This is a genomic window from Stenotrophomonas sp. BIO128-Bstrain, assembly GCF_030128875.1.
GTDB lineage: Bacteria > Pseudomonadota > Gammaproteobacteria > Xanthomonadales > Xanthomonadaceae > Stenotrophomonas > Stenotrophomonas bentonitica_A.
Genome location: NZ_CP124620.1, coordinates 546,688 through 567,384, shown reverse-complemented (window position 1 = coordinate 567,384; position 20,697 = coordinate 546,688). Strand labels below are relative to the sequence as shown.

General features: G+C 68.7%; 18 protein-coding genes. 8 read left to right on the top strand and 10 right to left on the bottom strand.

Features of this window, described 5'->3' with window-relative positions:
• Nucleotide 1: 1 nt before the first annotated feature.
• Entirely contained in the window at nt 2-1,108 is a 1,107-nt protein-coding gene (locus POS15_RS02380) for an HDOD domain-containing protein (RefSeq protein WP_152663735.1), read from the bottom strand.
• Between the two features lie 294 nt (nt 1,109-1,402).
• Between POS15_RS02380 and POS15_RS02375 the strand changes: the two genes are divergently transcribed.
• On the top strand, nt 1,403-2,500 hold the full coding sequence (locus POS15_RS02375) for a Glu/Leu/Phe/Val dehydrogenase dimerization domain-containing protein (RefSeq protein ID WP_026069816.1): 1,098 nt from the start codon (nt 1,403-1,405) through the stop codon (nt 2,498-2,500).
• A 77-nt stretch (nt 2,501-2,577) separates the two neighbouring features.
• Here POS15_RS02375 and POS15_RS02370 read toward each other — a convergent pair whose 3' ends face one another.
• On the bottom strand, nt 2,578-5,520 hold the full coding sequence (locus POS15_RS02370) for an autotransporter serine protease (protein WP_284128905.1): 2,943 nt from the start codon (nt 5,518-5,520) through the stop codon (nt 2,578-2,580).
• A 176-nt stretch (nt 5,521-5,696) separates the two neighbouring features.
• Between POS15_RS02370 and POS15_RS02365 the strand changes: the two genes are divergently transcribed.
• From POS15_RS02365 to POS15_RS02355, 3 genes are all read left to right on the top strand, one after another.
• Entirely contained in the window at nt 5,697-6,872 is a 1,176-nt protein-coding gene (locus tag POS15_RS02365) for a thiolase family protein (RefSeq protein ID WP_019183429.1), read from the top strand.
• A 124-nt stretch (nt 6,873-6,996) separates the two neighbouring features.
• Nucleotides 6,997-7,338 (top strand): hypothetical protein, encoded by a 342-nt coding sequence (locus tag POS15_RS02360; RefSeq protein ID WP_019183430.1) that lies wholly within the window; start codon nt 6,997-6,999, stop codon nt 7,336-7,338.
• Nucleotides 7,339-7,490: 152 nt separating this feature from the next.
• On the top strand, nt 7,491-7,895 hold the full coding sequence (locus POS15_RS02355) for a hypothetical protein (protein ID WP_019183431.1): 405 nt from the start codon (nt 7,491-7,493) through the stop codon (nt 7,893-7,895).
• A gap of 74 nt (nt 7,896-7,969) precedes the next feature.
• On the opposite strand, the gene POS15_RS02350 is transcribed toward POS15_RS02355, so the two are convergent.
• Nucleotides 7,970-9,601 carry an isovaleryl-CoA dehydrogenase gene (locus POS15_RS02350; RefSeq protein ID WP_019183432.1) on the bottom strand — a complete coding sequence of 544 codons (1,632 nt, stop codon included), beginning with the start codon at nt 9,599-9,601 and terminating at the stop codon, nt 7,970-7,972.
• Nucleotides 9,602-9,710: 109 nt separating this feature from the next.
• Here POS15_RS02350 and POS15_RS02345 point away from each other — a divergent pair, with 109 nt between their 5' ends.
• From POS15_RS02345 to pdeM, 4 genes are read left to right on the top strand one after another with little or no spacing between them, the layout of a single operon-like run.
• Nucleotides 9,711-10,718: a ligase-associated DNA damage response exonuclease gene (locus POS15_RS02345; protein ID WP_019183433.1), complete on the top strand. Its 1,008-nt coding sequence runs from the start codon at nt 9,711-9,713 to the stop codon at nt 10,716-10,718.
• Nucleotides 10,715-12,319 carry an ATP-dependent DNA ligase gene (locus POS15_RS02340; protein WP_284128904.1) on the top strand — a complete coding sequence of 535 codons (1,605 nt, stop codon included), beginning with the start codon at nt 10,715-10,717 and terminating at the stop codon, nt 12,317-12,319. The genes POS15_RS02345 and POS15_RS02340 overlap by 4 nt, the downstream gene beginning before the upstream one ends.
• Before the next feature lie 14 nt (nt 12,320-12,333).
• Complete coding sequence (locus POS15_RS02335; RefSeq protein ID WP_284128903.1) at nt 12,334-14,781, top strand: ligase-associated DNA damage response DEXH box helicase; 2,448 nt, start codon at nt 12,334-12,336, stop codon at nt 14,779-14,781.
• Nucleotides 14,771-15,415 (top strand): ligase-associated DNA damage response endonuclease PdeM, encoded by a 645-nt coding sequence (gene pdeM / locus POS15_RS02330; RefSeq protein WP_019183436.1) that lies wholly within the window; start codon nt 14,771-14,773, stop codon nt 15,413-15,415. The genes POS15_RS02335 and pdeM overlap by 11 nt, the downstream gene beginning before the upstream one ends.
• Nucleotides 15,416-15,459: 44 nt before the next feature.
• Here pdeM and POS15_RS02325 read toward each other — a convergent pair whose 3' ends face one another.
• The 7 genes from POS15_RS02325 to POS15_RS02295 form a co-directional block, all read right to left on the bottom strand.
• The gene (locus tag POS15_RS02325) at nt 15,460-15,729 is read right to left on the bottom strand and encodes a hypothetical protein (protein ID WP_019183437.1); all 270 of its coding nucleotides are present in this window, start codon (nt 15,727-15,729) and stop codon (nt 15,460-15,462) included.
• A 256-nt stretch (nt 15,730-15,985) separates the two neighbouring features.
• Complete coding sequence (locus POS15_RS02320) at nt 15,986-17,242, bottom strand: NAD(P)/FAD-dependent oxidoreductase (RefSeq protein WP_284128902.1); 1,257 nt, start codon at nt 17,240-17,242, stop codon at nt 15,986-15,988.
• A 63-nt stretch (nt 17,243-17,305) separates the two neighbouring features.
• On the bottom strand, nt 17,306-17,512 hold the full coding sequence (locus POS15_RS02315) for a cold-shock protein (RefSeq protein ID WP_019183439.1): 207 nt from the start codon (nt 17,510-17,512) through the stop codon (nt 17,306-17,308).
• Nucleotides 17,513-17,600: 88 nt separating this feature from the next.
• Nucleotides 17,601-18,347, bottom strand: coding sequence for an S-methyl-5'-thioinosine phosphorylase (locus POS15_RS02310; RefSeq protein WP_070425660.1), 747 nt, complete (start codon nt 18,345-18,347; stop codon nt 17,601-17,603).
• On the bottom strand, nt 18,347-18,901 hold the full coding sequence (locus POS15_RS02305; protein WP_284128901.1) for a hypoxanthine-guanine phosphoribosyltransferase: 555 nt from the start codon (nt 18,899-18,901) through the stop codon (nt 18,347-18,349). Before POS15_RS02305 ends, POS15_RS02310 begins: the two co-directional genes overlap by 1 nt.
• Complete coding sequence (gene nagZ / locus POS15_RS02300) at nt 18,901-19,908, bottom strand: beta-N-acetylhexosaminidase (protein WP_019183442.1); 1,008 nt, start codon at nt 19,906-19,908, stop codon at nt 18,901-18,903. The genes POS15_RS02305 and nagZ overlap by 1 nt, the downstream gene beginning before the upstream one ends.
• 67 nt (nt 19,909-19,975) lie before the next feature.
• Nucleotides 19,976-20,668 carry a DsbA family oxidoreductase gene (locus POS15_RS02295; protein WP_019183443.1) on the bottom strand — a complete coding sequence of 231 codons (693 nt, stop codon included), beginning with the start codon at nt 20,666-20,668 and terminating at the stop codon, nt 19,976-19,978.
• Between the last annotated feature and the right edge of the window lie 29 nt (nt 20,669-20,697).

Here is a 20,697-nt window from a genome sequence, read left to right as displayed (position 1 = left end):
CTCAGCCCGCCCGGGCCACGTCGTACTCGGCCTCGTCACTGTCCACGGTCTCCACCGCCCGGCCGTGGACCCGCCGCCAGATCCACTGCAGCGCGTGCGGCGGCGTGTCGTCCAGCTGTTCCAGCAGGGCCAGCGCCTGGGCCTGGCCGATCTGGCCGTGGCGGCACAGCAGGCTGGCCGCGGCCGCCGCGCGCGCCAGGCGCAGGCTGGCCGCCAGCCCACTGCCGCTCTGGCGGATCAAGGCATCGTGCACGGCCTTGGGCAGCTCCCACGCGGCGGCGATCCGGCTGGCCACCGGCAGGGTCCAGCTGTCCAGCAGTTCGGCCGCCAGCGCGCGCGGCGGCACCGCCACGCCCTGCTCGGCGCAGGCATCGAGCAGGTGCCGCATCACCAGCGCCGCCCCCAGGCCCTGGGTCAGACCAAGCCACTGCGCGGCGAAGCCATCTTCATGGGTCACCGTGCGTGCGTGATCAGCGGCGGCGCGCGATGCCAGCAGCGCGTGCTCCCAGATCACCGCGCTGAACTGCGGAAAGGCATCGCACTGCAGCTGCATCACCGGCTGCACCAGCACCGCGCTGATGATCTGGCGGATGCCATCGGTCCCTACCAGGGTGACGGCCCGCTGCAGCGTTTCCACCGGCCGTGTCTGTACCCGGTAGACCGGGCTGTTGGCGATGCGCAGCAGGTTGCCGGTCAGCACCGGGTCCTGGCTGATGATCCCGGCCATCGCGCGCGCCGAGGCATCGCTGTCGTTGACGGTCTGGATCAGCTGCGGCAGCAGTTGTGGGCGGCGAGGCAGGTGGCGGGCCGACCAGTCCCGCGCCAGCAGCGAGGCGGTGACCGCATCGCGCAGCTCAAGCGCGTGCGGGGCCGCTGCATCGGCAGCATCGCCACTGCGGGGCACCAGCGCCAGCGTGTGCAGCCCGGCCTGCAGCACCGCCACGGGGTCGGTGCCTGGCGGAACGCTGCCTGCGGGCAACGCTTCGCACGCCTGCGTGGCGGCTGCGCGCCCCGTCGCGGGTACCGGCGCGACACGCCGCTGGCGGAGCAGCGCGACCCCACCCAGCAGCACCAGCACCGCAGCCCCCACCCAGATCGCGACGCTCATGCCCATCGCCCCGGATGCACCGGGTCCCGCACCTGCCCTGTTGCGACTGCGCCCACGTGATCCTTCCTGCGATGACCGGCCATCCACACCGTTGCCACGGCATCGGCCTGCGCTTCAGCAACTTTAATGACGGCGCGACGGGAGATCCCCTGACAGCACCCTCCATCGGAATGGACTAGAATGGCGCCGCGCGACCCGTCCGAGACCCGACGACGTCGCTTTTTTTGTTTTACAACCCACCTTTTGCTGGCGCGTTCGCCGCTGTTCGCCACCGTTCGCACCATCGGAGCCACCATGTTATTTGAAACCCTCGAAACCACCGGTCACGAACAAGTGGTGTTCTGCCACAGCCGCGATGCCGGTCTGAGGGCGATCATCGCCATCCACAACACCACCCTGGGCCCGGCCCTGGGCGGTGTGCGCATGCGTCCCTACGCCAGCACCGACGAGGCCCTGGCCGATGCGCTGCGCCTGAGCCGCACCATGACCTACAAGAACGCCCTGGCCGGGCTCAACGTGGGCGGCGGTAAGGCGGTGATCATCGGCGATCCGAAGCGGGACAAGAGCGAAGTGCTGTTCCGCGCGTTCGGCCGCTATGTCGATTCGCTGGGCGGCCGCTACATCACCGCCGAGGACGTGGGCACCGATGTCAACGACATGGAGAACATCTACCTGGAAAGCGAGTACGTCACCGGCGTGCACCAGGTACATGGCGGCTCCGGCGACCCGGCCCCGTTCACCGCCTATGGCGCGCTGCAGGCGCTGATGGCGGCGATGCAGCACAAGCTGGGCCATGAGGAAGTGGGCAAGGCCAGCATCGCGGTGCAGGGCCTGGGGCACATCGGCATGGAACTGGTGAAGCTGCTGCGCGACCGTGGTGCCAAGTTGTACGTCAGCGACCTGGACAGCGCGCGCGTGGATCGCGCCGTCACCGAGTACGGTGCCGAAGCGGTCAAACCGGAGGACATCTACGACGTCAACGCCGACATCTTCGCGCCGTGCGCGCTCGAAGGCGCGATCAATCCGGACACGTTGCCGCGCCTGAAGTGCAGGATCGTCTGCGGCACGGCCAACAACCAGCTCTCCAGCCTGGAAGTGGGTGATGAACTGCATGCCCGCGGCATCCTCTATGCACCGGATTACGCGGTCAACGCCGGTGGCGTGATGAACGTTTCGCTGGAGATCGACGGCTACAACCGTGAGCGCGCGATGCGCCTGATCCGCAGCATCTACCACAACCTCGGCCGCATCTTCGCGCTGTCGCAGAGCGAGGGCATCGCCCCGCAGCGCGCCGCCGACCAGATCGCCGAGTCGCGCATCCTCTCCATCGGCAAGCTGAAAATGCCGCTGGGGCGCAGCACGCCGCGGCGGGGCACGCTGCGCGGCAACTGAGCCGGCGTGACAAACGAAGAGGGCGCGATCATCGATCGCGCCCTCTTTCTTCATACACGTCGCAGTGAGACCGGCCGTCAGAACCCGGCCGAGTAGCGCAGCTGCACCTGGCGCAGATCGCCGCGCGGGCCGAAGCGCTGGTCATAGCCGAACGCCAGGCGACTGCTGCGGCTCAGCCACGACTCCACCGAGAGCCCGAACAAGCCGCCCGAGCGCGCCGGCTGCAGGCCTGCCAACGGTGCCCAGGCCTCCACGCCGACGAAGCTCGCCTGCGGATCCAGCCCGGTGCTGGACAGCAGTTGCTGCCACTCGGCGTAACCGCGCAGCGACCAGCTGCCCCAGCGCGTCTCCGCCCGCAGGCCGGCCAGCGCCTGGCTGCGGCTGGCAACGTTGCCTTCGGCGCGCAGGCCGAAGCCAAAGCCGCCGTCCTCGCTGAAGCTGTCGCTGTCCACGCGGGCGTATTCCGCGCCCAGGTAGGGCGTCAGCCCCGCCACCGCCGAGCCGAAGCGGTAGCCGGACTCCATGCTGGCGGTGCTGAAGTGGCCGCCGTAACGCGCGTTGACGCCGTACTGCCCAGCGCCCAGCAGCAGTTGCCGGTCGATGTTGCGGGTGAACTGACCGACCCCGACCTGGCCGATGGCATAGCCGTTGCCGACATTCCAGCCGGCATATACCTGCGCCTGCGACTGACGATCGCGGCCACGGTCACCGCCCCAGTCACGACTGCTGTTGCTGCGCGTCTCGCCGAAGGCGACGCCCATCATGCCGCTGCTGCCCAGGGCCAGATCCTGACCCATCATCCAGCCTTGGGTCTGCGCCCCCGTGCCGGCGAAGCTGCCCTGCCCCGCCTCGCCCAGCGCGCTGTGCCATGCGCCGCGCAGACGGGGCGTGGCCATCGCTGCATCCAGACGCGCCGACAGACCGCGACGGTTCATGTCGATCGCATCGAACGTCATCGCAGCGGCCAGCCCGTGCGCCTTGCCGGACAAGCTGTCCAGCGTCTGGCTCAACGCCTGGTCGGTGGGCGTCTGTTGGATCGCCCCCGCCGCTGCGGTCAGGTCGGGATCCAGCACGATCGCGGTCGAGGGTGCCGACGGCTGCAGGCGCGCATCGAGCGCCTGGAACGCCGCTTCCACACGTGCGGCCGAGGCCAGTGTGCCGACATCGGATGTGCGGGCCGCCGCAGCAGTGGTGACCGACGTAGGCTCCACGTCCAGATACACGCGGTTGGGGTCGTAGTGCACGGTCGCCTGCAGCAGTGGCAACGTGGCCGCATTGAAGCCCAGCGAGGAAAACTGTCCGTTGACGCCCCCGTCGGCCACCAGCACCTCATGCTCCCGCCGTGCGACGTAGCCCTCCGCCAACCCATAGACGAACAGTCCGCCATCCAGCGTCGCCCGGCCGCCGATGTGGAGCGGATCGGTGCCCAGCAACATCCAGAACTCACCCGTCGCGCTCTGGATGAAGTTGCCGTTGAGGGTGCTGTTGGCGTGGTCGCGGTTGAACAGGATGCCGTTGTTGTACAGATCGCCGTTGTACTGCGTGGCGATCCGCGGGTTCGCGTTGGAGTTGATCTGCATGACGCCGTTGTTGGTGATCGTCCCGTTGGTGATCACATCCCAGGCGTAAAGATAGGAGTCGGCGTCCACCACGATGTCGGATTGATACAGGTCGTTGATGGCTACGGTCGCGCCGCCGGTGATGCGCAGTTGCCCGGCATTGCGGTTTTCCCCGCCGAGCGTCATGCCCGGATCATCGATCCCGTCGACCACGTTGCCACCGCCGTCAACGACCACCCCGCCCGCGCCCGACAGGCCTCCCCACCAGACGGTGTAGGCGGTGCCGAGCGCCGCATGGAAGTCGCCCCAGTCCAGCCGACCCGGCCCGCGCACGGCGCGACCCACGTTGAGCAGGCCATGCCCGAAGACCGCATCGGTACCGACCGCGCCCAGATCGGTCGCGGTGCCCAGCAATACCTGCCGGACCTGGTCCGTGGTCAACGTCGGGAAAGCTTCCCAGACCAGCGCGGCGGCCCCGGAGACCAGCGGCGCCGCGTAAGAGGTGCCAGACCCGTACAGCAACGGACCGCCAGGGTTCTTGGGATCGAGGAAGACGGCCGTGCCCGGCGCGGCCAGGCAGTAATTGGCTGCCACACCACAGGCATTGGCGTAGGACGCGAGGGTATCGGGCTTGTTGGTGTCCACGGCGGTCACCGCAAGCCACCCGCGCTCCAGATCCGCCGCCGGCCGGGTATTGCCCGGGCCCGGCTGGCTGGGCAGCGCGGCCATGCTGGACGGATTGGCGCGGCTCTCGTTGCCGGTCGCGAACACCACCAGACCGTTGTGGCCGACGATGAACGGGCGATACTCCGCGGCGATGGGTGCGGTGGCGGCCGTGTTGGTCCAATACAGCCCGCCCCACGAATTGTTCATGATCCGCACACCGTCGGTGATCAGATCCTGGTGGACGCCGGCCAGACCGAGCGCGCCGGTCACTTCGTTGCCATTGCCCGTGCCATCGTCGGCAGGCCGCTTGTCGGCGATGATCCGGGCCGAGACGATCAGCGCCTCCGGCGCGACGCCGCCCGGCCAGGCGCCGAACGCGCGTCCCGCCGCCAGCGAGGCCACCGTCGTGCCATGGCCGACCACGTCATCGATGTTGAGATTGTTGACCAGCGGATCGATGTAGGCGCGGCTGGACACCACCCGCCCGGACACCGCCGGATTGGTGCGGCTCACGCCGGAATCGACAACGCCGATGCGGATGCCCTTGCCGGTGAACTGCGCATCGCGCGCATTGATCACCGTCAGGTGTGCATCGACGGCCGGAGGCGGAGGCGTTACCGGTGGCGTTACCGGCGGCGTTGTGGGGGGCGTCGTTGGCGGCGGCGACGGGGGCGTGGTCGGGGGCGGCGACGGCTCCAGATCCCCCCGGACATTGCTGCCCCCACCTCCGCAGGCACTCAGTGCCAATGCCAATGCCGCGGCCAAGGCCGACCTGCCGATCACAACCTGCTTCATCCCTGTTCCCCTAGTGAATGGACCTTCCCCACCTGCCTGCCCCCCGGGCAGACACCGGCAGTCAATGCCGACCCTCTATACTGGGCCGACCCCCACGCAGTCTGCCGGGAAATGCGTCGGCTTCCAACGCCCGCGTTCCCATTCCGCTCTTAGCTCACGCACCAAAGAGATTGCACATGTCCAACATCGTCATCGCCGCCGCCAAGCGCACCGCCATCGGCTCCTTCCTGGGCCAGTTCAACGGCGTGCCCTCCCCGACCCTGGGCTCCACCGTGATCGCTGCGGCCCTGGAGCAGTCCGGAGTACCGGCCGCGGATGTTTCCGAAGTGATCATGGGCTGCGTGCTGCCGGCCAACCTCGGCCAGGCGCCGGCCCGCCAGGCCGCGATCGCCGCCGGGATTCCGGTGTCCACCGGCGCCACCACCCTGAACAAGGTGTGCGGTTCGGGCATGAAGGCCATCATGCTGGGGCATGACCTGATCAAGGCCGGCTCGGCCAGCATCGTGGTCGCCGGCGGCATGGAATCGATGTCCAACGCCCCGCACATGATCCCCAACTCGCGCACCGGCAACCGCTTCGGCAACTTCCAGGCCGTGGATCATATGGCCCACGACGGCCTGGTCAATGCGTACGACGGCAAGGCCATGGGCGAGTTCGCCGAATGCACCGTGGAGAAGTACCAGGTCAGCCGCGAGGACCAGGATGCCTTCGCGATTGAATCGGTCCGCCGCGCGCAGGCCGCGCAGGCCAACGGCGCCTTCGATGGCGAAATCGTCGCGGTCAAGGTCAGCACCCGCAAGGGCGAGGTCGAGTACGCGCAGGACGAGCAGCCCGGCCGCTCGGACATCGCCAAGATTCCGACCCTGCGCCCGGCCTTCAAGAAAGACGGCACGGTGACCGCCGCCAGCTCCTCGAGCATCTCCGACGGCGCCGCTGCCGTGGTGCTGCTCTCCGAGGACGATGCCGCCGCCCGCGGCCTGCAGCCGCTGGCGCGCATCGTCGGCCACGCCACCCACTCGCAGGCGCCGGAGTGGTTCACCACCGCGCCGATCGGTGCGATCCAGAAGCTGATGGACAAGACCGGCTGGACGCTGGACCAGGTGGACCTGTTCGAGATCAACGAAGCCTTCGCCGTAGTTGCGATGGCGCCGATCCGCGAGCTGGGCATCCCGCACGACAAGGTCAATGTCAATGGCGGGGCCTGCGCATTGGGCCATCCCATCGGTGCCTCGGGCGCACGCTTGGTGGTCACGCTGGTGAACGCATTGCGCACGCGTGGGGCCAAGCGCGGAATTGCTACCCTGTGCATCGGCGGCGGCGAAGCGACCGCCATCGCTATCGAATTGATTTGATTTGGTTTAACGCGCATTTCTCAAAACTGAATGCGCGATCGCTTGACAGCCAATCGTGGCTTGTCATCATGTTGCCGGGCGCGCAATAGCGCGTTGCCTAATCTAACGACGAGGATTCACAACAATGAGCATCAACAAGCTGCTGATCGCAATGGCCCTGGGCCTGGCTCTGACCGCCTGCTCGAAGCAGGAGCAGGCTGCTGACGCCGCCGCTTCGGCCAACGAAGCCGCCGCTGACGCCCAGGCCGCTGCTGACCAGGCCGCTGCTGCTGGCGCCCCGGCTGCTGACGCTGCCCAGGCTGCTGCTGACACCGCCACCACCGCTGCTGACGCTTCGGCTGATGCCGCTGCCCAGGCTGCTGGCGCTGCCACCGACGCTGCTGCTGAGCAGGCCAAGGACGCTGCCAAGACTGCGGAAAACACCGCTGAGCAGGCCAAGGACGCTGCTGAAGAAGCCAAGAAGTAATCACTTCTTTCTTCAAGCAAGTCTGAAGAAGCCGCTGGTTCGCCAGCGGCTTTTTCTTTGGGCGCGTTTTGGTGGCCGGGCCGCCACCCACCGGTTCTTCACAGGCGCATGAATAGGCTGGCCTCCCATCCATCGCCGTTCTGGAGCGCCACATGAAGATCCGTCCGCTGACCACCTCCCTGCTGGCCGCCTCCCTGCTGCTCGCACTGGCTGCCTGCAAGGGCCCGGAAGCCGAACAGGCGCGCCGTGATGCCGCCCAGGCCGCCGACAGCACCAACGCTGCCGCCCGCGAAGCAGTCGACAAGGCCGCTGCGGCGACCCGCAGTGCCGCCGACGATGCCGCCGCCGCCTCCGAGCGCGCTGCCGCCGATACCCAGCAGGCACTCGACCGAGCTGCCGCCGCCACCTCCGAAGCCGCCGGCGAAGCCAAGGTCGCGGCCAAGGATGCCGCGGCCCACGCGAGCGATTCCACCGCCGATGCCGCGCAGAAGGTCGCCGACAAGGCGCGCGACGTGGCCGATGATGCCAAGAAGAACGCCAACGAAGCCAAGCGCTGAGTCGGCGTTACGCACCGCCACAGCGTGGTGACCAACGCCCCCTCTCCGGAGGGGGCGTTTTCATTGGCGGCCGCTTACGGCAGAGCGCGGCCCAGCACGGCCGCGAAGTCCACATCGGCCGGCAGCGTGCCGAAGGCCATCCCATGCTCGGCCCCCAGCCGTGAGCGGATGAAGGCGGACGCGTTCGGGCTCTGCGCACGCAGCAGCACCGCGGCCTGCAACAACAGCGCCAGGCGCTCGGTGACCCGGCGTGCCTGCGCCTGCTCTGGTGGCACCGCCAACTGCGCCCGCAGTGCCCGCAACGCGGCGTCATAGAGGGCATCGGTCCCGGCCACCGCGTCCAGCTCAACCTGCAGCGCCTGCAGTACCTGCGGCTCGCGCGACAGCGCACGCAGCACGTCCAGGCACTGGATGTTGCCGCTGCCTTCCCAGATCGAATTCAATGGCGCCTGCCGGTACAACCGCGGCAGCATCGACTCCTCCACATAGCCCGCGCCGCCCAGGCATTCCTGCGCTTCGTTGACGAACACGGCAGCCCGCTTGCACACCCAGTACTTGCCCACCGCCGTGGCGATGCGCGCGAAGGCCGCCTGCTGCGGATCGCCTCCGGCCTGGTCGACCGCACGCGCCACGCGCATGGCGAACACGGTGGCCGCTTCGGATTCGATCGCCAGGTCGGCCAGCACATTGGCCATCAGCGGATGCTCGCTCAACCGCGTGCCGAAACTGCTGCGGTGCCGGGTGTGGTGCAGTGCCTGCGCCAGTGCCATGCGCATCTCCGCCGCGGCACCAAGCATGCAGTCCAGCCGCGTCATCATCACCATGCCGATGATGGTGGCCACCCCACGCCCTTCCTCGCCCACGCGCTGCGCCCAGGCCCCGCACAGTTCCACCTCGCTGGAGGCGTTGGACCAGTCGCCAAGCTTGTCCTTCAGGCGCATCAGACGGAACGCGTTGCGGTTGCCGTCGGCCAGGCGCCGCGGCATCAGGAAACAGCTCAGCCCACCCGGCGCCTGCGCGAGCACCAGGAAGCCATCGGACATCGGCGCGGAGAAGAACCACTTGTGCCCGATCAGCGCATGGCTGCCATCGGCCTGCGGCTCGGCGCGCGTGGTGTTGCTGCGCACATCAGAACCGCCCTGCTTCTCGGTCATGCCCATGCCCAGGGTGATCCCGGCCTTGTCGGCAATCGGGACGTCACGCGGGTCGTAGTGCGGTGCCGCCGCCTTGTCCGCCCATTCGGCGAGCGCCGGCGCCTGGCGCAGCACCGCGACCGCCGCATGGGTCATCGTCAACGGACAGCTGGTGCCCGCCTCGGCCTGGTGATGCAGGTAGCTCAAGGCAGCGCGCGCGACATGCGCGCCGGGGCGGCCGTCGTGCCAGGACAGCCCCGCCACGCCATGCGTCTTGGCCGTGCTCATCAACTCGTGGTACGCCGGATGGAACTCGACGGTATCGATGCGATGGCCCTGCGCGTCGTGCGTGCGCAGACGCGGGCGGTCGCGGTTGGCATCGAAGCCGAGCCGGTACAGCGCATCGCCGGCGAGGCCGCCGTAGCGCGCCAGCGGGCTCACGAAAACGCCACCTCCCTCGCGCTGGACGGCATCGGCCAGTGCACTGTCGTCGGCCCAGAGGTTCCGGCCTCCGAAGGGCGGCGGCTGGTTGCTCACCTCGTGCGTCTCGAACGCGGGCCAGGCAGACGTCATCACGGCGACCTCCTTGCAGACAGATGCACCGATTCTGCCGCATCCCCGTGCAGGCCGCCGTTCATGCGGATTCTCACCTCCTGCACGAGCGCGGCGGCACAGTGCAGGCATGAACGCCGATGCCGACAACGACGACCTGGTGGTGCTGCGCCCGGAGGGGCTGTACTGCCCGGCCGGTGACTTCCATATCGACCCATGGCGGCCGGTGCCGCGCGCGGTGATCACGCATGGCCACGGCGACCATGCGCGCAACGGCATGGGTCACTATCACTGCACCACGCAGACCCTGCCGATCCTGCGTTGGCGGCTGGGCGATGTGGACTGCACCGCGCACGCCTATGGTGAACGCTTCACCCTTGGCGACACCGAGGTCTCCCTGCACTCGGCCGGGCATGTACTCGGCTCGGCGCAGGTGCGGATCGCGCATGCGGGCCGGGTGTGGGTGGCCTCGGGCGACTACAAGCGCCAGCACGATCCGAGCTGCGCGCCGTTCGAGGTGGTGCCGTGCGATACCTTCATCACCGAAGCAACCTTCGGCCTGCCGGTGTATCGCTGGCCGGACACCGCACAGGTCGCCGCGGACATCGTGGCCTGGCGGCGGGAGTGCGAAGCGCGTGGCGAGGCAGCCGTGCTGCTGTGCTACGCACTCGGCAAGGCGCAGCGGATCCTCGCCGAACTGCTGCCGCTGGAAACGCAACCGGCGTTGCTGCATGGGGCGATCGCCACGGGCGTGGCGGTCTATCGCGAGGCGGGAATCCCGATGCTGGCCACCGAACCGGTCAGCGAGCAGGAACGCGGGGCGGCGTTCGCCGGCAAGCTGATCCTGGCGCCGCCCTCGGCGGCGGGCAGCGCGTGGATGCGCCGTTTCAAGCGCGCGCAGCTGGGCTTTGCCTCCGGATGGATGCGCGTGCGCGGCAACCGCCGCCGGCGCAATTACGATCGCGGTTTCGTCGTCTCCGATCACGCCGACTGGCCTGACCTGCTGCGCACCATCACCGAGACCGGTGCGCGCCGCGTCATCGCCACCCACGGCAACACCGACGCGCTGATCCGCTTCCTGCGCGAGCGTGGCGTCGCCGCCGAAGCCTTCGCCACCGGCTACGGGGACGAAGAATGAAACGCTTTGCCGCGCTCTACAGCGAGCTGGACCGCAGCACCGCGACCGGCGACAAACGCGCCGCACTGGTGCGCTACTTCCAGCAGGCCCCCGCGCACGACGCCGCATGGGCCCTGTTCCTGCTGGCCGGCGGCAAGGTCACCAGCGCGCGCCAGAAGATCGCCGGCAACGCCGAGCTGCGTGCGTGGGTGGCCGAGTTGTCCGATACGCCCGCCTGGCTGGTCGACGACAGCTATGACCAGGTTGGCGATCTGGCCGAGACGCTGACCCTGCTCATGAATGATCCGGCGCAGGCCGGCGCGGATATCGGGCTGGCCGACTGGATCGAGCAGAAGCTGCTGCCGGTGGCCAATCAGCCCGAACCGGTGCGTCATGCCGCCGTCACCGGGGCGTGGCAACAGCTCGCCTTCGATGAGCGGCTGGTGTTCAACAAGCTGCTGACCGGCGCGCTGCGGGTGGGCGTGTCACAGCGGCTGGTGCAGCAGGCGCTGGCCGAATGGTCGGGCATCGACATCGCACGCATTGCCCAGCGCATGCTCGGCAGCTGGGTGCCCGCGCCGGGCCTGCTGGCTGCCTTGTTGTCCCCCGAAGAGCGCCCCGAGGATCGCCAGCAGCCCTACCCGTTCTTCCTGGCATCGCCGTTGGAGGCGGAGGTCGACACGCTGGGCCCGATCGACGACTGGCTGCTGGAATGGAAGTGGGATGGCATCCGCCTGCAGGTGCTGCGCCGCCAGGGTGAGGTCGCGCTGTGGTCGCGTGGCGAGGAGCGGCTGGACGGTCGCTTCCCCGAGATCGAGGCGGCAGCGATGGCGTTGCCCGATGGCTGCGTGATCGATGGCGAGCTGCTGGCCTGGGCGGACGGCGACGATCTGCCGCTGCCCTTCACCGCCCTGCAGACCCGCATCCAGCGACTCAAGCCCGGCCCGAAGACACTGCGCGATACGCCGGTGCGCGTGCTTGCCTACGATCTGCTCGAGCTGGGCGGTGAAGACCTGCGCGCCCTGCCCCTCTCGCAACGGCGGGCGCGCCTGGCCGAGGTACTGGCCACGCTGGACGACCCGCGCCTGCGGCTGTCACCGGCGCTCAGCGTGGCGGACTGGCACGCGGCGGCACTGCAGCGCGACCTGGCCCGCGAGCGTGGCGTGGAAGGGCTGATGCTCAAGCGCGCCGAGTCGGTTTACCAGGCCGGGCGCCGGCGCGGCGACTGGTGGAAGTGGAAGATCGCGCCGCTGACCATCGATGCGGTGATGATCTATGCCCAGTCCGGCCATGGCCGCCGCAGTACGCTGTACACTGATTACACCTTCGGCGTGTGGGATGGCCAGACGCTGGTGCCGGTGGCCAAGGCGTACTCGGGCCTGGATGACAAGGAAATCCTCGCGCTGGACCGCTGGATCCGCGCGAACACGATCGAGCGCTTCGGGCCGGTCCGCAGCGTTCGTGGCGAGCAGGTGTTCGAGCTCGGCTTCGAGGCGGTGAACCGCAGCAAGCGCCACAAGTCCGGCATCGCCGTGCGCTTTCCGCGGATCCTGCGCTGGCGGCATGACAAACCGGCCAGCGAAGCGGACACGCTGGCCCAGCTGCAGGCACTGGCGCGGTGACGCGACGGGAGGCCATGGCCCGCCTGACAGCGTGGTTCGCCAGCCGGGGCTGGGCGCCGCTGCCGTTCCAGAAAGCGATGTGGAAGCATTACCTGGCGGGCGACTCGGGCCTGCTGCACACACCCACCGGTAGCGGCAAGACGCTGGCGATGTTCGGCGGGCCGCTGCTGCAGGCGCTGCACGATCCGCCACCACGCACCACGCGTGGCCGTGCCAAGACACCGGTGCCGGTCCTGCAGGTGCTGTGGATCACCCCGCTGCGGGCGTTGGCCGCCGATACCGCGCGCGCGCTGCGCGAGCCTTTGGATGCCCTCGGGCTGGACTGGCAGGTCGGCCTGCGCACCGGCGATGCCAGCGCGCGCGACAAGCGACTGGCGCGCGAGGGTCGGCTGGATGTGCTGGTGACCACGCCCGAATCACTGGCCCTGCTGCTCAGCTACCCCGACACGATGGCCCGCCTGCAGCACCTGCGCTGCGTGGTCGTGGATGAGTGGCATGAACTGCTGGGCAACAAGCGCGGCGTACTGTTGCAGTTGAATCTGCGCCGCCTGCGCGACGCCCTGCCCGCCCTGCAGGTATGGGGGCTGTCGGCCACGCTGGGCAATCTGGAGGAGGCGCGCGAGGTACTGTTGCGCGACGTGCCCGACGCGCCGCTGGTGGCCGGCGCACGCCCCCGTCCGGTCAGCGTGGAAACACTGCTGCCCGCGCAGGGCGAGCGTTTTCCCTGGGCCGGCCACCTGGGCTTGTCGCAGCTGCAGCGCGTGCTGGAGAAGCTGCTCACGGTGCGCACCAGCCTGTTGTTCACCAACACCCGCGCCCATGCCGAACTCTGGCACCAGGCACTGGCGGCAGTGTGGCCGGAAGACCCGGATACCCTCGCACTGCATCATGGCTCACTGGACCCGGCGTTGCGCCGCGCCGCCGAGCAGGGCCTGCGCGAAGGCCGCCTGCGCTGCGTGGTCGCCACCTCCAGCCTGGATCTCGGCGTCGATTTCCCCAGTGTCGACCAGGTGCTGCAGATCGGCAGCCCCAAGGGCATCGCGCGGCTGCTGCAGCGTGCCGGGCGCGCCAGGCATCGCCCCGGCGAATCCGGGCACATCGTGTGCGTGCCCTCGCACGCGCTGGAGCTGGTGGAGTATGCCGCCGCGCGTCGCGCGCTGGCCCAGGGGCACATCGAAGCCCGCCGGCCGCTGCGATTGTCGCTGGATGTGTTGGCGCAACACGCGGTGAGCTGCGCGTTGGGCGGCGGCTTCGATCCGGACGCGCTGCTGGAGCAGGTGCGGCGCACGCACGCGTTCGCCGGGCTGGACAGCACGCACTGGGAGGGCGTACTCGAGTTCATCGTGCAGGGCGGCCGCGCGCTGTCGCAGTACCCGGACTTCCACAAGGTGGTGCGCGATGACGATGGCATCTACCGCGTGCACGACCGTCGCGTCGCGCTGCGGCACCGGCTGTCGATCGGCACCATCACCAGCGATGGCAGTGTCATGGTGCAGTTCCTGCGCGGCGGCAGGCTGGGTGCGGTGGAGGAGCAGTTCCTCAGCCGGCTGCGCCCCGGTGATCGCTTCCAGTTCGCCGGGCGCCTGCTGGAACTGGTGCGGCTGGAGAACCTGACCGCGTATGTGCGCCTGGCCCGGGGCGGCGATGGCGTGGTGCCGCGCTGGCAGGGCGGCCGGCTGCCACTGTCCGACGCGCTGGGCCATGAAATGGAAACGGTGCTGGCCCGCCCTGCCGACAGCCCGGAGATGCGCTGGCTGGCGCCGCTGCTCGCGCTGCAGACGCGCCTGTCCGTCCTCCCCGGTCCGGAGCTGCTGCTGGTGGAACACGTGCGGCGTCGCGATGGCCAGTTCGTGTTCGTGTATCCCTTCGCCGGTCGCCAGGTCAATGAAGGGCTGGCCGCGCTGATGGCATTGCGCTGGACGCGACAGCACAGCAATACCTTCGGCTACGCGGCCAACGACTATGGATTCGTGCTCGCACCGGCGCGCCCGGTCGAACTCGATGCGGCGAGCGTGCGCACCCTGCTGGCACCGGAGGGACTGCTCACCGATCTGCGCGAGAGCCTCAACCTGGGCGAACTGGCGCGGCGCCAGTTCCGCGATATCGCGCGGGTGTCAGGCATGCTCGTACCGGCACTGCCCGGCCGCACGCCGCGCAGCCTGCGCCAGCTGCAGGCCTCCAGCGGGCTGCTGTACGACGTGCTGCGCCAGCACGATCCGGATCACATCCTGCTGACGTTGGCCGAACACGAAGTGCTGCACGATCAACTCGATCTGGGAAGCCTGGCCCGCGCTCTGTCGAGCTGCCAGGCCCGAACACTGAGCGTGCAGCATCCGACCAGCCTGGGACCGTTGTCTTTCCCGCTCTGGGCAGAACGCTTGCGCGGCCAGCTCAGCAACGAAGACTGGAAGACCCGCGTCCTGCGCGCCGCACAGCAACTGGAGAAGCGCCATGGCGCCTGAACTGCCGATCACCCTCGCCGGCGAAAGCGTCCATCTGCTCGGTGCGCGTGCGCTGTACTGGCCGGCGCGCGATGCACTGCTGATCGCCGATCTTCACCTGGGCAAAGCCGATCTGTTCCGGCGTTCGGGCATCGGCCTGCCCAGTGGCGGCACCTCCGATGACCTGCAGCGTCTGGGCGCGGTGGTGCAGCAGCGCGCCATCCGCCATCTGTGGATACTCGGCGATGTGCTGCATGGCGCTGCGCACCGCGCTGCGTGGTACCGCCAGTGGCAGGGATGGCGCGAGCAGCATCCACAGCTGTGGATCGGCGCACTGGAAGGCAATCATGACCGTGTGCTGCCCAAGGCCGACCTGGGCATCGAACTGCTGGGCGAGCGTATCCAGGAAGGACCGTTCCTGCTGCGTCATGCACCGCAGCCGCAGCCAGGGCTGCATGTGCTGTGTGGTCACCTGCATCCGCTGGCCCGCTTGCCGGGCATGCAGCGGCGTTGGCCAGCGTTCTGGATGCGCGAAGGAATGACGATACTGCCAGCGTTCTCGGGCTTCACTGCCGGCATCGCACCGGTACTGGCCTCGGGCGAAAGGCTGGTGGCCTGCGTCGAGGACCAAGCCATCGCGTTGCCGGCGCGCTGATCCGGACAGCGCGCGACGTCGGTGACGCAGTTACCTTGCCTGCATCAGGCAGCGGAGGCCAACAGGCTGGGCATCAACCGGATATCCGGTGCATTCGGATTGGGCCGCACGGGTTGCCGCTGGATCGCGGTCAACATCTCATGGGCAGCGCTGCGGATGCGCGGGTGGTGTTCCGGCGCAGCGTGCGTGATGAGGCTGGTGACATGGAACTCGAACACGTCTTCCATCACGTCCGGCTGATCCTCATGCAGCATCTGCAGCAGTCCGCGCAGTTTGCGGATTTCACTTTCCAGAGTTTCGGCCGAGAACAGCATTTCAATCTCCTTGGGTTGCGATCGGTCCACCGGACCGTAGGTCGCAAACGCAGCCCCACCCTACCACCCCGCAGTCGCGGGGCTCCAAGCGATCAGGCATCGGACAGCGCGTCCGTGGAAGCAGCAGGTCGTGCATGGATGAACCACATGCACGCTGCGTTTGCCTGAGTGTTGTCCCACGTGGGCGGTGAGTCCACCGTCAATGGATGTTATTCACGCCTTCACATCCGCTGCGATGGACTGCTACGCGGGGTTATCAGCAGATGCCGTCGCGCTCGCGCGTGTCCTGCAGCCCGTGCATCGCCTGCATGAACGCGGGCGACAACGGCAGTCTGCCGAGCCAGCCGCGCTGCGTTCCACTGAGGACGCGGAGCATGTGTCCACGCCCGCCCGGGATGCGGCCCATCGGCTGGAACAGCACATCGCGGGCGCGCGCCAGGCCATCCCGTTCGGACTGGAACAACGGCGTCAGCCAGCGGCTCCAGTACTGGTAGATCGCTACATGCGCGCGGCGCTGTGCCTGGTAGGCCTGCAGCGCATTGTCGCGATCAGCGTGCGCGCGCAGTGCATCGCGCAACGCCAGTGCATCCATCAGCGCCATGTTCACGCCCTGCCCCAGCTGGGGGCTCATCGCGTGGGCGGCGTCCCCCACCAGCACCAGCCGCTCGCGGTGCCAGCGCGCGAGCACCGCGTCGCGATACCCGGCGCGAGCCAACTGTGTGGGTTCACACACGCCCGCCAACCGCGCGTGCGCCTGCGGCCACAATGTGGCGATCTCATCCAGCCAGCGCGCCATGCCGTCACGCTCCCACTGGGCGAACCGGTCGCGTGGCAGGCTCCAGAAGAAGCTCAACTGCGGCTCATCGTTGCCGGGTCGCGTGCCCACCGGCAGCAGCCCGATCATCTTGCGCGCCGCCACATAGCGTTGGCGCAGCTCATCGATGTGCGGCCAATCGCCGCGCGGCAGCAGGCACCACAGCGCGCCCCACGGGTATTGGCGGTCATGCGATGTGCCCTGCACCTGCGCACGCAGCGACGAGGCCGCGCCATCGGCGGCGATCACCAGATCATAGGGGCCATGCCAGCGCCCCTGTGCGTCACGCACGCGCCCCTGCGCGGTGTCCACCTCGACGATGGACGTAGCGGGCTGCAGATTGCCCGGCTGCTCCCACGCAGCGGCCAGCAGCGAGAACAGCGCACCGCGCTGCATGCCCACGCCGTGCAGCGCTGGATTCAAGTCGGCATAGCGCATGTCCATCACCGTGCGCCCGCACGGGGTTTGGCCGTGCAAGCGGCGCACGGGGGCACCGTGCTGCATCACCGCGGGCAGCAGCCCCATCTGCCAGAGCACCTCCAGCCCGGTCGGCTGGAGCAGGAAGCCGGCCCCGACCGGACCGGGCCGCGCCGCGCGCTCGAACACGTGCACCTGGTGATGGTCACGTGAAAGCAGGATCGACAGGGCCTGGCCAGCGGTGCCGTAACCGACGATGGCGATGGTGCGACGAGGGGTCATGGGGGACTCACTGATGAAAAAAAACCCCGCCGAAGCGGGGTTTTCAATGCGCAGCCGAGAAAATCACTCAGCCGGCACGATGTTCGAGGCTTGGGCGCCCTTCGGGCCCTGGGTCACGTCATAGGTGACCTTCTGGCCTTCCTGCAGACTGCGGAAGCCCTTGGAGTTGATCGCGGAGAAGTGCGCGAAGACGTCGGCGCTGCCGTCCTCCGGCGAGATAAAGCCAAATCCCTTGGCGTCGTTGAACCACTTGACGGTACCGTTCGGCATGGTAATGCGAGACCTTCTTCTATGAATGGGTGGTGTACGCTCAACCAGCGCACTGGCGGAGTATGCAAACCTTGTACGGTAATGACAATCACCCCCGTGCCAATTCACCGATCAATTCGGGCAGGCCGGAGGAGGCGGCGTCCACATTGGCCAGCACTTCGGCCATCGTGATTTCATCGCCATCGCCACAGCCGGCGGCCCAGTTGGCCACGATCGCCAGGCAGGCGTAGTCCAGGCCGAGCTCGCGGGCCAGGCTGGCTTCGGGCATGCCGGTCATGCCGACCAGATCGCAGCCATCGCGGCGCATGCGCGCGATTTCCGCATTGGTTTCCAGCCGCGGGCCCTGGGTCGCGCCGTAGCAGCCACCGTCCTGCAGGCGCACGCCGGTCACTTTCGCCGCGGCCAGCACCTTGCTGCGCAGCATCGGCGTGTACGGGTGGCCGAAGTCCACGTGCAGCACGTCGGTGCCCGGCTCTTCGCACAGGGTGGAGATGCGGCCCCAGGTGTAATCGATCAGCTGGTCCGGGCAGGCCAGCACGCGCGGGCCGAACAGTTCGGTGATGCCGCCGACCGTGTTGAGCGCGAGCACACGCTGCGCGCCGATCTGCTGCAGCGCGGCCAGGTTGGCACGGTAATTGATCTTGTGCGGCGGCAGCGAGTGGCCTTCACCATGGCGGGCCAGGAAGGCCACGCGCTGACCCAGCAGCGTGCCGACGCGGATCGGGCCGGACGGCGTGCCGTAGCGCGTCTGCACCTGGTGGCTGCTCACATCGTCGAGCTGGGCCAGCTTGTAGACGCCGGTGCCGCCGATGACGGCAAGGGAAATGTGTTCCATCATTCCTTCATCGCGTAGATGGCCGGCACGCAGCGCAGCGTTTCGTTGACGTCCATGCCGAAACCGAACACATAGCGGTCCGGCAGGTCGATGCCGGCGTAGTCGGCCTTGACGTCCGGCAGCGCGCGGTCGTGCAGCTTGACCGTCAGCGCGGCGATGCGCACGTCGGTGGCGCCCTGCTCCAGGCACCAGGTGCGCACGCCCTGCAGCGTGTAGCCCTCGTCGAGGATGTCATCGACCAGCAGCACGCGGCGGCCGAACAGCGCGGTGGCCGGCTTGTGCTTCCAGACCAGGTCGCCGCCGGTGGTTTCACCGCGGTAGCGGGTGGCGTGCAGGTAATCGAACTGCACGTCCTGGCCGCGTGCGCCCAGTTCCAGTGCGAGCTGGCCGGCGAACGGCAGCGCGCCGTGCATGATCGACAGGAACAGCGGGACCTCGCCCTTGTAATCGCGCGCGATGGCGTCGGCGATGCCAGCGACGGCCTTGTCGATGGTGGGACGGTCGACCAGCAGGTCGGCCTGGGCCAGGGCCTGGGAAATGGTGAGGTTGGGCATCAGACGGTTCTTCCAAGGGTGTCAAGCAAACGGGATTGGGTGGTGCCGTGGCGGGAATCGGCCAGCAGGCCGTCCCAGCCCAGCGCGCCGCGGCCGATCAGGCCGAGCAGCGCAGCGGTGTTGAGGGTGCGACCTTCGACGGCGCGCAGCGATTCTTCCACCAGTTCGGGGTGGCAGACCAGCACCACGTCGCAACCGGCGTCCAGGTGTGCATCCACGCGCGCCTTCACGCCACCGGCGGCGAATGAAGCGGCCATGCCGATGTCGTCGGAGAAGACCACGCCGCGGAAGCCCATCTGTTCGCGCAGGATCTGCTGGATCCAGCGTGGCGAGTAGCCGGCCGGCTCCGGCGCGACCTGCGGGTAGACCACGTGGGCCATCATCACCGCATCGGCGCCGGCGGCGATGCCGGCCGCGAACGGGATCAGGTCCAGCGCGCGCAGTTCATCGAGCGAGCGCGGGTCGCTGGCGTCGTGGAAATGGGTGTCTTCCAGCACGGTGCCGTGCCCGGGGAAATGCTTGAGCGTGGCGGCCATGCCAACGCTGTGCATGCCGCGCACATAGGCGGCAGTGAACGCTGCGACCACCTGCGGGTCCGCGCTGAAGGCGCGATTGCCGATCGCCAGGTTGCCACGGCCCAGATCGACGACGGGGGCGAAGCTGAGGTCCACGCCACTGGCGCGCACTTCACTGGCCATCAGCCAGGCGTGCTGCTCGGCCAGGGCCAGCGCGGCCTCGCGATCGGAGGCATACAGCGCATCGAAGCCCTGCAGCGGCGGCAGCGCGCTGTACCCCTCGCGGAAGCGCTGCACGCGGCCGCCTTCCTGGTCCACGCAGATCAGCTGCGGGCGCGGCGCGGCGGCACGGATGGCCGCCGAGAGCTCGGCGATCTGCTCGCGCGAGGCGAAGTTGCGCTTGAACAGGATGACGCCGGCCACGGCGTCGTGCTGCAGCCACTCGCGTTCCTGGGCGGTGAGTTCGGTCCCGGCAACGCCGATCACGAGCATGGGGTGTCTCCAATACGGGGCGCCACCATGGCGCACTGCCGCATTGTCGCAGAACCCGCGCGCAGCGTCAGACCTCGCAACCGTCCGGGCCGCAGCCATCGCCGTGCCCCGCAGGGCCTGCAGGCGTGCGTTCGGCCGCGATCTGGCGCAGGGCCTGGGCGAACGCCTCCGGTGGCTGGGCCCCCTGGATGGCGTATTTATCGTCGATCACGAAGGTGGGCACGGACTGAATGCCGAAGCGCTGCGCCTGCGCCAGCTGCGCCTGGATCTCCTCCAGCCCCTCCTCTCCTTCCAGCAGCGCGGTGATGCGCTCGGCCTGGAGCCCGCCGGCGGCGCCGGCGGCAATCAGGGTCTGGGGATCGGCCAGGTTGCGCCCCTCCACGAAATGCGCGCGGAACAGTGCCTCGCCGACCTCGGCCTGGACGCCTTCACGCCCGGCCAGCCACATCAGCCGGTGCGCCGGCAGCGTGGTCACCCGGACCTGGCCCTGGTTGAAATCCATCGGCAGGCCCTCGGCGCGCGCCGCGGCCTGGGTCTGGGTCAGGATCTGTTCGGTGCGCTCGGCACTGCCGAACTTGGCCGCGTACGCCTGGCGCAGCGGTACCGGGGCCGTGCCGGCGTCGGGATCGAGCAGGAACGGGTGCCAATGCACCTCCACCTCGGGCGCGTCATCGCCGAGCAACGCCAGTCCCTGCTGGAACCGGTGCTTGCCGATCCAGCACCAGGGGCACACCACATCCGACCAGATATCGATTTTCATCTGGCCAGATTGTGGGCGGCAAGGCCGCT